14 protein-coding genes are annotated in these 13,949 nt (G+C 45.1%); 7 read left to right on the top strand and 7 right to left on the bottom strand.

Annotation, left to right across the window (positions count from 1 at the left end):
- Complete coding sequence (locus BN3279_RS18580; protein WP_059052849.1) at positions 1-327, bottom strand: PTS sugar transporter subunit IIB; 327 nt, start codon at positions 325-327, stop codon at positions 1-3.
- Positions 328-515: 188 nt separating this feature from the next.
- On the opposite strand from BN3279_RS18580, the gene BN3279_RS18575 reads away from it, so the two are divergent.
- The gene (locus BN3279_RS18575) at positions 516-2,423 is read left to right on the top strand and encodes a BglG family transcription antiterminator (RefSeq protein WP_059052847.1); all 1,908 of its coding nucleotides are present in this window, start codon (positions 516-518) and stop codon (positions 2,421-2,423) included.
- A gap of 68 nt (positions 2,424-2,491) precedes the next feature.
- Here BN3279_RS18575 and BN3279_RS18570 read toward each other — a convergent pair whose 3' ends face one another.
- Both BN3279_RS18570 and BN3279_RS18565 read right to left on the bottom strand, forming a co-directional pair.
- Positions 2,492-4,234, bottom strand: coding sequence for an ABC transporter ATP-binding protein (locus tag BN3279_RS18570; protein WP_082673194.1), 1,743 nt, complete (start codon positions 4,232-4,234; stop codon positions 2,492-2,494).
- A complete protein-coding gene (locus BN3279_RS18565) occupies positions 4,234-5,985 on the bottom strand; it encodes an ABC transporter ATP-binding protein (protein WP_059052843.1) in 1,752 nt (583 codons plus the stop codon). The genes BN3279_RS18570 and BN3279_RS18565 overlap by 1 nt, the downstream gene beginning before the upstream one ends.
- Before the next feature lie 133 nt (positions 5,986-6,118).
- Between BN3279_RS18565 and BN3279_RS18560 the strand changes: the two genes are divergently transcribed.
- Complete coding sequence (locus BN3279_RS18560; protein WP_059052841.1) at positions 6,119-6,988, top strand: LysR family transcriptional regulator; 870 nt, start codon at positions 6,119-6,121, stop codon at positions 6,986-6,988.
- Between the two features lie 115 nt (positions 6,989-7,103).
- On the opposite strand, the gene BN3279_RS18555 is transcribed toward BN3279_RS18560, so the two are convergent.
- Together BN3279_RS18555 and BN3279_RS18550 are read right to left on the bottom strand one after the other, a co-directional pair.
- Positions 7,104-7,295, bottom strand: a complete 192-nt coding sequence (locus BN3279_RS18555) for a hypothetical protein (protein WP_148466871.1) — start codon at positions 7,293-7,295, stop codon at positions 7,104-7,106.
- 93 nt (positions 7,296-7,388) lie between these two features.
- On the bottom strand, positions 7,389-7,946 hold the full coding sequence (locus tag BN3279_RS18550; protein WP_059054547.1) for a DEAD/DEAH box helicase family protein: 558 nt from the start codon (positions 7,944-7,946) through the stop codon (positions 7,389-7,391).
- A gap of 120 nt (positions 7,947-8,066) precedes the next feature.
- Between BN3279_RS18550 and BN3279_RS18545 the strand changes: the two genes are divergently transcribed.
- Both BN3279_RS18545 and BN3279_RS24490 read left to right on the top strand, forming a co-directional pair.
- A complete protein-coding gene (locus BN3279_RS18545) occupies positions 8,067-8,303 on the top strand; it encodes a hypothetical protein (RefSeq protein ID WP_059052837.1) in 237 nt (78 codons plus the stop codon).
- A complete protein-coding gene (locus BN3279_RS24490; protein ID WP_082673129.1) occupies positions 8,278-8,553 on the top strand; it encodes a type II toxin-antitoxin system RelE family toxin in 276 nt (91 codons plus the stop codon). The genes BN3279_RS18545 and BN3279_RS24490 overlap by 26 nt, the downstream gene beginning before the upstream one ends.
- Before the next feature lie 79 nt (positions 8,554-8,632).
- Here BN3279_RS24490 and BN3279_RS18535 read toward each other — a convergent pair whose 3' ends face one another.
- Entirely contained in the window at positions 8,633-9,292 is a 660-nt protein-coding gene (locus BN3279_RS18535; protein WP_059052833.1) for a DUF2625 family protein, read from the bottom strand.
- A gap of 375 nt (positions 9,293-9,667) precedes the next feature.
- Here BN3279_RS18535 and BN3279_RS18530 point away from each other — a divergent pair, with 375 nt between their 5' ends.
- Positions 9,668-10,231, top strand: a complete 564-nt coding sequence (locus BN3279_RS18530) for a tyrosine-type recombinase/integrase (RefSeq protein ID WP_059052831.1) — start codon at positions 9,668-9,670, stop codon at positions 10,229-10,231.
- Positions 10,232-10,320: 89 nt separating this feature from the next.
- On the opposite strand, the gene BN3279_RS18525 is transcribed toward BN3279_RS18530, so the two are convergent.
- On the bottom strand, positions 10,321-11,004 hold the full coding sequence (locus BN3279_RS18525; protein WP_059052829.1) for a universal stress protein: 684 nt from the start codon (positions 11,002-11,004) through the stop codon (positions 10,321-10,323).
- Positions 11,005-11,127: 123 nt separating this feature from the next.
- Here BN3279_RS18525 and BN3279_RS18520 point away from each other — a divergent pair, with 123 nt between their 5' ends.
- Positions 11,128-13,539, top strand: coding sequence for a Na+/H+ antiporter subunit A (locus tag BN3279_RS18520; protein ID WP_089153488.1), 2,412 nt, complete (start codon positions 11,128-11,130; stop codon positions 13,537-13,539).
- Positions 13,526-13,948: a Na(+)/H(+) antiporter subunit B gene (locus BN3279_RS18515; RefSeq protein ID WP_059052827.1), complete on the top strand. Its 423-nt coding sequence runs from the start codon at positions 13,526-13,528 to the stop codon at positions 13,946-13,948. Before BN3279_RS18520 ends, BN3279_RS18515 begins: the two co-directional genes overlap by 14 nt.
- Position 13,949: the final 1 nt, after the last annotated feature.

The raw sequence follows: 13,949 nt of genomic DNA, 5'->3' as shown, positions 1-13,949 counted from the left end.
TTAACTTTTCAATTCCTGTAACAAATCGTCTAAAGCAGCATCTCCATCCAATGTGGAGTAGTAGGAAGATTTCATTAAGAGCACTTTCACTTCCAGATCCTTAGTGAGTTCCTCAATTTCATCAATGATATACGCCAGATGAGGACCTACTAACAAAGCGTCGATATCATGGATATAATTCTCAATCTCTGCTTCTCCTCTGGCTTTGATATCCATGTCCAGATTTCTCTTCTTAGCAGCCTTCCTGATGTTGGCCGCCATAAACCCGGAACTGGCTCCGGAACCGCAAATAAGCAGTACGTTTAGTGTTTCGTTGGAATGGTCCATGGTGATCCTCCCTGCTTTTAGTTTGTTTTTGAGCCGCTGTTGAGCCTACTTGCTTGTTCCTTTCGTTCATTCTATAATTTTGACAGCGCTATCATTTGTTACAACCACAATATATTACAGAGCCTGCAACCCGCTCAAATAAAAAACTGCACCCCAAGGGTGCAACTAATTAAAGTGAGGACAACAATATGAAAGCTCAATATATGGATTTGATTCATTGCTTGAAATCTCCTCATCAGGATTGGGTCTCATCGCAAAATTTAGCGGATCAATTAGGCGTATCCAAGCGCACGATTAAATCATATATCAGTGAAATTCAGAGCCTTTACCCCAAGCTTATTATTGCTTCCAACAAAGGCTATAAAGTGAATACCGATCAAGTTAATACGTTTTTGTCTCATGAACGGAAGGCACTCCCCCAAACCCAGACGGAAAGGGTCGCTTACATTCTGAAAAATTTGGTGCATACCGTAGAACCCGTGGATATATATGATTTAAGCGATGTTCTGTTTATCAGTGATTCCACCCTTAGACTGGACCTCAAGCTGATTAAGGAGAAGTTGACCCAAAACAATCTGGAGCTGTACTTGACCAAAGATCAGCTATCCATCAAGGGGACAGAAAAAGACAAGCGCAAGCTTATGAGTAATATTTTGTACGAAGAGGCTAATGGAAGCTTTATTGATATTGAGAAACTTAAAGGTTTGTATGAGGGAATCGATATTGATTACATCCGCGATATTGTGGTGGAGACCTTCTCATCTCATCACTTTTTTACCAATGATTACTATTTAACGAATGTGATTATTCATATTACGATCGCCCTGGATCGAATGAAACATGATTTTCGCTTTCTCAGCAAAACGGTCGATTTCAACATGGACAATAATGCTTATGTTATTGCTCAGAAAATCGCGGTGCGGCTGGAATCCCATTTCCATGTTCAGTATTCTGAGGAAGAGATTGCAGACTTGGCGATCTTGATCTCAAGCAATGGAACCAACGTCAACTTCACACAAATTGAGATCGGCGATCTGGAGCGCATAGCAGGCAGAGCCTGTATTGATCTGGTTCATGCCATCACTACAGATTTAGACAATTATTACTATATCCATATTGCAGATTCAGACTTTGTAATCCGGTTTACCTTGCATATCAAAAATCTGCTCATGCGCCTGGATAACCGCTACTCCACCAAGAATCCCTTGACCGCTACGCTGAAGAGGGAATGCCCCCTCATCTATGATTGTGCGGTTCATGCTTCTCATGTAATCAAGGAGAAAACCGGGTACATGATTAGTGATGACGAAATTGCTTACTTGGCCTTTCATCTCGGATATGCGCTAGAATTACAAAGGCAAACGAACGTAAAAATCTCTTGCACCGTGTTATTCCCTCTGTACTACAATATGAACGTACAAATCATTAACAAATTGCAGCAATATTTCGGAGAGGATATCTCCATCCACTCCATTGTGACGGACGAGGGGGATTTAAGTTATATCACCAGCGATTTTATCATTTCAGCATCCCAGTTGCATAAGGTTCCAGAGGTTCCCTATGTCGTCATCACGCCCTTTTTTACCCGCAGCGACCGGGAAAAAGTCTCCAACAAAATATTTGAACTGAAAGAACAAAAGAAGAAGAAACAGTTTAAGCATAACTTGAAATTATTTTTGCACGATAACCACTTCTGCAGTTCCACTGCGCTGTCTGAGAAAGAGGATGTCTTGCGGTTGATCTGTCAAGTCATGAATCAAGATGGTTATACGGACGAACATTTTTTCGATAAAATTATGGAACGGGAAGCGATGTCCTCTACAGCGTTTGGACAAGTCGCCATTCCTCATGCCATTAAAATGGACGCACGTAAAACGGGCATTTATGTCTACTTAAATCCTAGCGGAATCAGATGGGACACTTCCGTGGTGAAGATTGTGCTGCTGTTAACCGTAAGCGGGGAGAATCGAATCATTTATCGCGATGTATTTGATGCCTTCGCCACCATTTTAACGGAGGATAAAAATGTAAACCTGCTGGCTTCCATTCAGAGCATCGAGGATTTTGTAGATAAATTAATCGATTGCTGGGAGTAAGTCAGCTTGTGTTATTAAATAGAGCCTCCTTATCCACTTTTCAGGTAGATAAGAAGGCTCATTTTCACTCATTCCTGAGCATCGAACTGGCTGTTGTACAGCTCTGCATAATATCCGCGCTGAGCCAACAATTGCTCATGGCTTCCGCTCTCCACCACATCTCCATCCTTCATATACAGAATGAGATCGGACTCGCGGATAGTCGAAAGTCTGTGGGCGATAACAAAGCTCGTTCTGCCCTCCATCATACGTTTGAAGGCTTGCTGGATGCGAATCTCTGTTAAGGTATCAATACTGCTGGTTGCCTCATCCAGAATCAGCATTGGAGGATCTACCAGCATAACCCGAGCGATCGTCAGCAATTGCTTCTGCCCTTGGGATAAGCTGTCCCCGGTACCGCTGAATTCCGTATCATACCCCTTGGGAAGTCTCTTGATGAACGCATGGGCATTGGCTGCCTTGGCGGCTGCAATGACCTCTGTTAGCGGAGCATCCGGCTTACCATAAGCAATGTTCTCTCGAACTGTACCACTTTTGAGCCAGGTATCCTGCAAGACCATGCCAAAAGCACCTCTCAGATGATCCCGGGTCATATTTTTGATATTGATGCCCCCAATCGTAATCTCACCCGCATCCACATCATAGAAGCGCATAAGCAGATTGACGAGTGTGGTCTTGCCCGCTCCCGTCTTGCCCACGATAGCAACACGGGTACCCGGAGTCACCGTCAAATTCAGATCAGAAATCAGCGGACGATCGGGTTGATAAGCGAACCGGACATGCTTGAATTCAATCGTAGATTGCCCGGGTGGCAGTACAGCAGGGGCTTGCGGATCATCTGACTCGGAACCCTCATCTATTACCTTGAAGACGCGTTGTGCCGATGCCGTAGCCGCCTGGAGTTGCGTCATTACCCCGGTAATTTCATTAAATGGCTTGGCGAACAGGTTGGCATAGATCAAGAAGCTCGATAAGCCCCCAACCGTTATTCGGGACAAAATCACCAGTATGCCGCCAAACATGGCAATGGCCGAGAAGGTAATATTGTTGACCAAACGGGTGGAAGGGTTAGACAATGAGCTAATGAATTGCGACTTTTCTCCCGTCTTTTGCAGACGTTCATTTTGCACTTGAAATGCTGCAAAGCTGCGGTCTTCAAATTGGAAAGCCTGAACCACCTTCTGGCCACCAATCATTTCCTCGACGTAACCGTTCAGACTACCCACAATCTCCGCCTGATCCCGGAATAATTGCTGGGAACGCATAGTTATAAACCGGGCTACGTAGTAAGCCGCCGGGGCTGACAACAATACAGCAACCGTCAGAAGCGGACTGGTGTATAGCATTAACACAATCGAGCCTGCTATGGTGACAACACCCGTCAGAAGGGTAGAGAACCCCTGAAGCAATCCGTCTGAAATAGCGTCCATATCATTGACGAAGCGGCTTATGCTGTCTCCTTGCGGGTGATTATCATGATATTTTAACGGCAAAGTGTTCAGCTTATCGAACATTTCTCGACGAAGATCGTTCACGGTCTCGTAAGCAAGACGATTTGTCCAGACGGCAAGCAGCCAGCCGAACAAGCTTCCCAGGCCGTATACGAGAGCCAGCCAAGTTAACAATTGAAATACGGCGTTAAATTCTACAGTCCCCTGAATGACCATGTGATCTATAGTTCTACCAATCAGAAGCGGCCCCACCAAGCTGGCGGTGACACTAAGCAACGCACTGATCATCGTTCCAATTAAATAAAGTTTATATTTTCCGGTATAGTGAAATATTCTGGACCAGGTTTCTCTCGTATTCATCATTTTGCCTCCTCCTCTGACAACTGGGAGTTGCAAATTTCACGGTAAGCATCACATTCCTGAAGTAACTGCTCATGGGTGCCGATCCCGGCAATTCCCCCATCCTCCATCACAATAATCCGGTCTGCATAACGGACCGTGCTGACTCGCTGAGATACAAGGAGCAGAGTCATCTGCTCACCATAACTGCGGATTGAATGGCGAAGTGCTGCTTCCGTAACATAGTCAAGCGCACTGGAGGAATCGTCCAGAATCAGAATATCCGGGCGAGTGATCACGGCTCTGGCAATGGTCAATCTCTGCTTTTGACCCCCGGACAGGTTCAAGCCTCCACGAGCGACCTGGGTGTCATAACCCTCAGGCAACTTGCTGATGAACTCAGCCGCTTGAGCTATGGTAGCTGCCTCTCTGATCTCTTCCTCGGTAGCCTGCTCTTTCCCCCAACGAATGTTACTCGCAATGGTGCCGGTGAAGAGCACCGCCTTCTGCGATACAAGCGCAATTTTACGGCGAAGTTCTGCCAGCGCAAGACTGGACACGTCCTGCCCCTCAACACGCACTACGCCTTGCTGAGGATCATAGAAGCGCGGAATCAGATGTACCAGTGTAGATTTGCCGGAGCCAGTTCCTCCGATAATTCCGATGGTCTCACCTGGATAAATGGCAAAAGACAAGTCGCGAAGAGCAGGATCACCGGCTTCGCTATAACCAAAGGTCACTTGATCAAATTCAATAATCGGTACACCGGGCTTACTACCGCTCCCTACGCCCATTGAATTCATCCGGGCTGGTTCTGGATTGGCTATGCCTGGCGTTGTATCCAGCACTTCATTGATCCGAGCCGCCGAAGAGGACGCCTTCGTGAACAAAATAATCAGATTGGATACCACAATAAGAGCAAGCAATATTTGGGTTACGTAATTAATAAAGGCAATAATCTCCCCGGAAGACAAAGTTCCGGCCTGGATATGAATGCTACCCACCCACAGAACAGCAATAATGGTCGAATTAACAACCAACGTGGTGGTTGGACTAAGCAAGGCCGAAATGCGTCCCACCCGAATCGCTGTAGCTGTAATATCATCCGCCGATTCACGGAATCGCGCCTGTTCTTCTCTCCGTTTGGCGAAGGCACGAATTACACGAACACCACTCAGATTCTCACTCAGTACCACGGCGAGTCTATCCAGCTTTTTTTGATAAATACGGTATAAGGGGGCTGATTTCTTGATAATCAAGTACAAGACCACGCCAAACACCGGCGTAGCAGCCATCAACACCAGGGAAAGGCGCATATCCAGCAGCATGGACATAATAATGGCCCCAATGCAAATGAATGGCGCTCGGATGACCAGCCGAATGAGCATGGCTACCGCTGTTTGGAGCTGATTGACATCATTGGTCGTTCGATTGACCAGAGAAGGAGTACCAAAACGGTCCAATTCCGCATAGGACAGCGAAGAAATATGCTTGAATAGCCTATTACGCAAGGTTGTTCCGAAGCCTTGGGAGGCTCGGGCCGCATAAAATTGGCAGATTAGTGAGCAAGCATAGCCGAGTATCGACATGGCGAGCATTAGCCCGCCCATTTTTAACACATATGTACTATCCTTATTACCAATGCCATGATTAACAATCAAGGCCACCACGGTCGGCAGGAGTAGCTCCAGTATGGCTTCAATTAGCTTGAATAAAGGGCCAAGAATCGTTTCTTTCTTGTAGGGTTTGAGAAATGCAGCTAGTCTGAACAAGGTTGCACCACCATCACTTATTTTGAAATTGTCAAAGCCAACTTTGATTATGACACAAAGGCTGATATATTAATAATATTGGTTTTATATCCTTTCCATACGTTTTCAATATACCAAAAGTGAGGATTTATTTATGGATATCAAGCAGCTTCACTATTTCCTGACCATTGCGGAAGAAGGACAAATTACGGCGGCAGCCAAAAAGCTGCAAATGGCGCAACCGCCTTTAAGCCAGCAGTTAAAACAGCTTGAAGATGAACTTGGAGTCCAGCTCGCTGAACGCGGCCCGCGCAGCATCCATTTGACAGATGCAGGCGAAATCCTTCGCCGGAGAGCTTTACAGATTATTGCATTGGCAGATTCTACTGTGCGGGAAATCCAGGATTTGTCCCATGGTCTCATGGGAACGCTTCAGCTTGGCACCGTCTCTTCGTCCGGAGCAGCACTGCTCAACGATAGGTTAACCGAGTTTCAACAAACCTACACGGGTGTGAAATTCGAAATTCACGAGGGCAATACGTTCCATGTGATCGATTTACTTCGCAGTGGGGTGATTGAACTGGGCATTGTACGAACCCCCTTCCAAACCAATGGGCTAAATTGCAAATTCATCTCCTCCGAGCCAATGCTGGCTGTTATGACACCGAAGCACGACTGGAGTCCAGGTCAATCCGCCTGTGAAGTGGAGGAACTCAAGGATCGTCCGCTGATTATTTATAGACGCTTCGAAAGTTTACTTCACGATACCTGTGAACGAGCTAATTTCGAGCCCAAGCTGTTCTGTAAAAATGATGATGCCCGTACCACCATACAATGGACGCAAGCCGGGTTTGGCATCGGTATCATTCCTCAATCCGCCTTGAAGTTGACTCTTCCCGAGGGGCTGATTGCCAAAACCATTAACAGTGAAGCGCTTTGGACTCGAATTGCCGCCATTTGGCCCAAGGATCGCTATCTGTCAGGTCTGGCCGAGCGGTTCCTCCGCAGCTTCGGGGAATCATGAAAAAGTAAACGGGCCAAAGCGTGCCTCCTGTTCACAGGTTGCAGCCACTTTGGCCCATAGCTTGAGGATGAACGGGAACCGGCAAAGGTCTCTTCCAACGTCATCCAAATCATAATTAGAGTTTTTCAATTTGCCCCTCTTTTAGCACGAAAAAACCGTTTCTGGCAAAGGACAAGATTTTGCTGGCACTAATGCCCGTCTGCTTCGAAATATCAATGACCATCGTATCGGGATGTACCTCCACAATGCCACGTATTTTTTCATAAGCTTCTTCACAGCTCTTGCACATCTTCTTACTCGACTTCACACATAAATTCCCACAAAAATCACAAATCTGATAATTTCCCATACCGACTCCTTGTCTGTCTCATATCGTGTTGGCTTCCATTCATGTAATCCACTATAAATTAAAATTATCCTTTATTAACTGAGCTACTTCACCTGCACTAAGATCAGTGTTGTTGATTTTTATGTACGAGTCTTTTGTAATTTCTCCCGGTTTGGAATTTAACCTGTGCTGATCCATGGTTGCCATTAAATTTTGTTTAGATTGTTCAACATTCCTTTTGGTTGGCTTTTGTTCCAGCCTAAAGGCAGTATCATTTCTCTGTAGCCTTGCTTCAAGATCCGCTTCTAATTCTACAAAATAAATTTCAGCACCTTGGGCTTCGAAAACATGACAGGTTTCATTTACAAAATCCCAATCCTCTTGAAGGTCAAGCGCCCATACATAGGTAAAAATCATTCCATATTGATCGCTTCTGGCGAAAGATTCAAACAACTCTTTCCGAAGAAGGTTGCTTAACCTCCATGTTTCACTTTCAAAACCAAAGTAAGGGTAAAACAATTCAATTGACATATGATTATGAAATAATTTTAATTCTGTTATTTGGGACAATTCGTGGCCTACCGTCATTTTCCCTACCGCCTGGGGTCCAAATATCAAGATGAATTTAATAGCCATCACTCCTTACCTTATATATTGAGCTCATCCATATTTCCTCTTTCATTCCTTCAAGTGTAAGGGTATTTAATGTTATAATAACTATAACTAGTTCCTGAAAGGTGTTGATTCTGAATGGCTATTAGTAAAGAACGAATTAATGAACTTCTTGACCAGTTATCTAAAAAAGACTTTGAGTTAGTTTCTGAGCTAGTCGAACGTCTTTCTCAAAGGTCACTCGATAGAAAAATCCCCCTGGATGATGAACCTACTACTCAGGATGATCTGAATGCAATAAATGCAGCACAGGATGCTTACTTAAAAGGTGAACTAGTTAACCTTAAGGATGTTGAAAATGAGTTACGAAGTTAAGTTTCTCAAAGAGGCTTTCAAATATCTTCAAAGGCAGGATGTAACAACCCGAAATCGAATCCTGGACCATCTAAAAATCCTGTCTGACAATCCCAAACACCCGGAACTCGATATTAAGAAAATGCAAGGTATTGACGATCGGTATCGACTTCGTATTGGTTCTTTTAGAGTCGTGTACTCCATTATAAATGATGAGCTAATCATTATCGTCATTAAAATTGGTTCTCGTGGAGATATTTACAAATCTTAAAGACACTTATATTCCAAGTGTCTTTAATTTGTTTTACACTCTTCCAATAATACCCCTGTTCCTTATAGCATGAAACGGTTCAGCCTTCTCCTCGCTTCAAAGCACCTTTAAACTCATGCTGCAAACCCCATATCTCCTTTAACTCAATTGCCTGTTTGTATGTATTTTCGATATCCTTGCCTTCCTTGGTCCACAAGTAAGGAAATATAGAGATTCCTTGATTAGGGGCTAACTGCTTCACGTCTTCTTGCCAGTTGTGCCATCTAAATGTCTCATAATACAAGTTCAGGTCCCCATGGAACACCCAATTCATAAAATCGGTGTAGCCTTTCTCCGTGTCCTCCCACTCCAAGGTATCCGGTGCAAAGTAATAAATATTGTGGGAATGTGCATCAAATTGACCCGTATTCATAGCAAATAACCCGCCTACAGCATCATAAGCAATAACATAGCCTTCCTCCAGCAACGGAAGCTGCCTGTTATCCGTCAATGACCCGTACATGGCTGGATGGCCTGAACCAAGGATGTGCAGCCAGCCGGAATCTACTACAATGCCGCCACATCCCAAGGCTATGGCCCCCATCGTTGATCTATTGGTGATCTGCATACGAAGCAATGCCGCTTCACCATCACTTTTCGTATTTTCAAGAACCTTGACATCAACCTGCGCTTCATCGATCCATTCCTGAATTATGGGCCAAGCTGAATCTTCTATAATAAGCTCTTCAATCGGCTTCATCGAAATAACGCTCCTTCACCAGGGGTACTCATTCGGTATAGCTAGATATTGCAAGTATATCATTAATCAATTATAAGAGGTTCAAAAAGTCGTCTTCCCAGTACGAAGCTGTTCGAGGAGTTAATTCGACATCGAATCTTGAATTCAGCCGGGACTTCCGTTGCTCACGTACCCACTACGTACGCTCCGCTACTCAGTCCCTAGCTTCATCCAATCTTCTCGGTTCTGTAAACCCGACTTTTTGAACACAGACTTGAAGAAAATCCCTCTCGGACAATATCTCAGCTTTTATCTAAAAAAATTAGAATTATCAATTGTGATGTTACTTAATGTATGGTAGTGTATTGTTAAGTAACATATTGGGAGGGATTCTCTGTGCAATATGTAAATCCGATTCGAGATATTGAGACCATACAAGCGATGAAGCTCGTACTGAGAAAGCAATCGCTCAGAGATGTGTTGCTGTTTGTACTTGGAATCAACACCGGAATCGGTCTTCTTGACATGTTGAACCTTACCGTACAAGATGTCTGGGACGGTCAGAGCCCCAAGCCATTCCTTTATCTTAAGGATGCGAATACTGGGGAAGTGAAGGCGTATTACCTGAACAGTAAAATTCGTCAAATTCTTAATGAGTATCTATCTGGCTGCGACGCATGCCCGGAAGATTATTTATTTAAATCCAAGAAGGATCGTCGTCCGATTACCCGTCAGCAGGCATATCGTATTATTAACCACTCGGCAAGGGAGGTAGGAATTACAGAGAAGATTGGTACGCATACCCTCAGAAAGACCTTCGGTTATCATGCGTATCAGAAAGGGATCGCCATCTCAATCATCAAATCAATTTTGAATCATCACTCCACTTCGGAAACTCTGAAGTATTTAGGAATCGACAAGAATGCAGACTTGCCCATCAAAGTAGATGTGAATTTATAGCGACTCTGTCTTTTGCCCATAAAAAAACACCCTCCGGATCAACCCTCGGAGAGTATTTTATAACAGTAGCCTATATTCACAGTTCCTAATTATTCATCGGTGTCTTCCAGACCCAACGCTGCATCAATATCTACGTTTTTCAGCTCAGTGACGATTCCATCGTCCACCAGAACCTGCAATGTTTCGGCATCCTTCATGAAGCGGAAGATTCCGTTATCGAAATCCGTATCGACTTCTTTGAAGAATATGCCTTCAAATTCCGTATCTTTCTCGTGATTGAAGCTCAGCTTATAATGGTCCCCGTCCTTGATTAAATAAGCACGTGTTCCATTTCTGTACATTCCTTCGCCATCCCGAATATAACGGGAGACCGACACGATGTGCAGATCGACAAAGGGAATTTCGCGCACCAAGGAATTGATGATGGAGCCCTTCGTAATCTGTTCCCAACGGCTCTGCGCTGTCTGACCGAGAATAATTTGAGTAATATTCTTCTCCCGAGCAAGTTCAGCAATAATCTTGGTCACGGGACGGCTCTCATTATCTTTCATAATGAATTCTGCCGAGCTATGGGAATTCGCATATTCTTTCCATTTTTCGATATAAAAAATTTTCTCCGCATCCAATTCGTCGAACGGCTTGGAGTCGATCGTCAAAATGTACAGCGGAGCCTTCAACATACTGGCGATTTTACAACCACGTTTGATTAGCCTTTCGCCATTGGGTCCATAATAAACGCAGACAAGAATACTTTCATTGAACAGATTATCCATTTTTTAACACTTCACCTCAAGGTTACATAGTAGAGCTTTATTTAAACTATGTAAGACTATAATTGATGTTACGGAAAGAGTCAACACGAAGACTATATTATTCGAAAGTAAGGAGGAGGACGCTTGGCTACATTTTATATTTTTATGTTTCTTCCGTTTTTCAGTGCCCTGCTAGTGCCTTTTCTGTACAAGTATTTGAATCGTCAGATACATACAGGTTGGTTCGTATTACTCGCCCCCCTATCCATCTTGATCTATTTACTTCAATATATACCTTCTATTGCTGCGGGTGAAACGTACAAATTCACGCTATCGTGGATTCCGACCCTTGGCATTGATATTACGACTTATGTAGATGGATTAGCTTTACTATTCGGGTTACTTATTTCTGGTGTGGGCGCCCTGGTTATTGTTTATTCTATCTTCTATATGTCCAAGGGCCGGGAAGCACTCCATCATTTTTATGTCTATTTGCTACTATTTATGGGAGCGATGCTGGGTCTTGTATTCTCCGACCATCTGCTCGTGTTATATGGCTTCTGGGAGTTAACCAGCGTATCCTCCTTCTTATTAATTGCCTATTGGTACGAGCGCAAGAGCTCGCGTCAGGGCGCATTGAAGGCTATGTTGATTACCGTAATTGGTGGCTTCGGTATGCTTGCTGGCTTCATTATGCTCATTATGATGGGCGACACCTACAGCATACGGGAGATCATCGCTCAAGTGGATGTGATTCAACAGCATTCTCTATTCATCCCTGCCATGTTGTGCATTCTCCTCGGAGCCTTCACCAAATCGGCGCAATTCCCGTTTGGTATCTGGCTGCCTGATGCGATGGAAGCCCCTACTCCAGTAAGTAGCTACCTGCATTCCGCTACTATGGTCAAGGCAGGTATTTACTTGGTAGCTCGTATGACACCGATCTTCGGCGGCAGTTCCGTGTGGTTCTGGCTTGTTGCCGGTGTCGGAATCATCACGCTACTGTATGGCTCCTTATCTGCCCTTCGTCAGACAGACCTTAAGGCGCTATTGGCCTACTCCACGATCAGCCAACTAGGCTTGATTATGAGCTTGCTTGGCGTAGGCTCTCTGGCAGTGTATTTTGGCCCTGGCGAGCAAGGTACTGTTTTCACAGTGGCTACCTTTGCTGCCTTGTTCCACCTGTTTAACCACTCTACCTTTAAAGGCAGCCTGTTTATGGTGGTCGGTATTATTGACCATGAGACAGGTAAGCGGGACGTCCGTTATTTGGGTGGGTTGATGCAGGTCATGCCGATTACGTTCACCATTGCCATGATCGGTGCCTTCTCCATGGCAGGACTACCGCCATTTAACGGCTTTCTGAGTAAGGAAATGTTCTTTGGCGCCGTGACAGAACTTGCCCATGTGAGTACCTTCGGTCTTGAGAGTATCGGTATTCTGTTCCCCATTATCGCCTGGGTGGCCAGCATATTTACCTTTGTGTACTGTATGATCTTCGTCTTCAAGACCTTTGGCGGTAAATATCATCCTGAGAAGCTGACGCGTAAAGTGCATGAGGCATCCCTGGGTATGTTATTCGCCCCGATGGTCCTGGGCCTGCTCGTCGTGTTGATTTTCTTCTTCCCGAACGTGCTTGGCAAATATATTCTGGCTCCAGCGTTAACCTCGGTACTGCCAATGATGCCTGTCACCGCGTACGATTTGAAGATCAGTGCGTGGCATGGGTTCAACATGGAATTACTAATGACCATTGGCGTCGTCGTGATTGGCTTCCTGTTGTTCAAGTCAGCCAAACGCTGGGTCCGAGTCATTCGTAATTATCCACAAGAGCTAACCTTGACTCATCTGTACAATATAGCTTTACCTGCTATGGAGAAAGGCGCAGCTTCCTTAACCAATCGTTACATGACAGGCTCACTAAGACATTATTTGAGCTACATTTTCTCCTTCTTCGTCATGTTATTGCTGGGCTCGCTTCTCTTGCTATACGGAATTCAGTTCGACTTCTCCAACAATGCAAGCATCAGCCTGTTCGATGTCGGCCTGGTCCTGGTCATGATCATTGCCGCTCTGACTGTGCTGTTCACGAACCATCGCGTTGTAGCTATTGTGGCGCTGGGAGCGGTTGGCTACATGGTATCCATGTTCTTCGTCATCTTCCGCGCTCCAGACCTGGCATTGACACAAATGGTGGTCGAAACGGTGACTACCGTATTGTTCCTGCTTTGCTTCTATCACTTGCCGAAGCTTAAGAAGGACATCGAACGCATTCCGTTCAAGTTAACGAATCTGATCATCTCTCTAGCCGTCGGACTGACCGTAACGATCCTGGCCCTTTCAGCAAACGGCCACAAATTGTTCGAGCCGATTACTTCCTTCTTCGAAAATGCCTTTGAACTGGCAGGTGCCAAAAATATCGTCAATGCCATATTGGTAGATTTCCGCGGCTTTGATACGATGCTGGAAATATCCGTGTTGGCCATCGCCGGATTGGGCGTGTATGTCCTGATCCATCAACGCTCCAAAAGGAGGGAACACGATGAAACCGAATAATGTCATCCTGCAAACGGTCACTCAAGTTGCTGTATTCATTATCTTTACCTTCTCCATCTATTTGTTCATGAACGGCCATCATAATCCGGGCGGCGGTTTCATCGGTGGACTTAGCACCGCAGCGGCCATCGTACTTCTCTATCTCTCCTTCGGCATTGAGAAGGTGCGGGAGAATATTCGCATCGATTACAAGAAGCTTGCTGCTGTTGGTGTCTTCATTGCCGTAGGCACGGGGCTTGCGGGCGTGATCTTCGGTCAGCCGTTCCTGACCCAGATCTTCGGCCATGTGCAGTTGCCAATCTTCGGAGACACAGAGCTTGCCTCCGCACTGGTCTTCGACACCGGCGTTGCATTGGCCGTCATCGGTACTGCGGTCAATATTATTCTGAGCATATGTGAGGACCGCTAAT

This window comes from Paenibacillus senegalimassiliensis, from assembly GCF_001486585.1.
GTDB lineage: Bacteria > Bacillota > Bacilli > Paenibacillales > Paenibacillaceae > Fontibacillus > Fontibacillus senegalimassiliensis.
This window is presented reverse-complemented; position numbering and strand designations above follow the sequence as displayed.

What these genes read in the sequence shown, in the direction of transcription:
- BN3279_RS18580 (WP_059052849.1), bottom strand. Translation starts at nt 327, where the DNA reads ATGGACCATTCCAACGAAACACTAAACGTACTGCTTATTTGCGGTTCC.
- BN3279_RS18575 (WP_059052847.1), top strand. Translation starts at nt 516, where the DNA reads ATGAAAGCTCAATATATGGATTTGATTCATTGCTTGAAATCTCCTCAT.
- BN3279_RS18570 (WP_082673194.1), bottom strand. Translation starts at nt 4,234, where the DNA reads ATGAATACGAGAGAAACCTGGTCCAGAATATTTCACTATACCGGAAAA.
- BN3279_RS18560 (WP_059052841.1), top strand. Translation starts at nt 6,119, where the DNA reads ATGGATATCAAGCAGCTTCACTATTTCCTGACCATTGCGGAAGAAGGA.
- BN3279_RS18545 (WP_059052837.1), top strand. Translation starts at nt 8,067, where the DNA reads ATGGCTATTAGTAAAGAACGAATTAATGAACTTCTTGACCAGTTATCT.
- BN3279_RS24490 (WP_082673129.1), top strand. Translation starts at nt 8,278, where the DNA reads ATGTTGAAAATGAGTTACGAAGTTAAGTTTCTCAAAGAGGCTTTCAAA.
- BN3279_RS18535 (WP_059052833.1), bottom strand. Translation starts at nt 9,292, where the DNA reads ATGAAGCCGATTGAAGAGCTTATTATAGAAGATTCAGCTTGGCCCATA.
- BN3279_RS18525 (WP_059052829.1), bottom strand. Translation starts at nt 11,004, where the DNA reads ATGGATAATCTGTTCAATGAAAGTATTCTTGTCTGCGTTTATTATGGA.
- BN3279_RS18515 (WP_059052827.1), top strand. Translation starts at nt 13,526, where the DNA reads ATGAAACCGAATAATGTCATCCTGCAAACGGTCACTCAAGTTGCTGTA.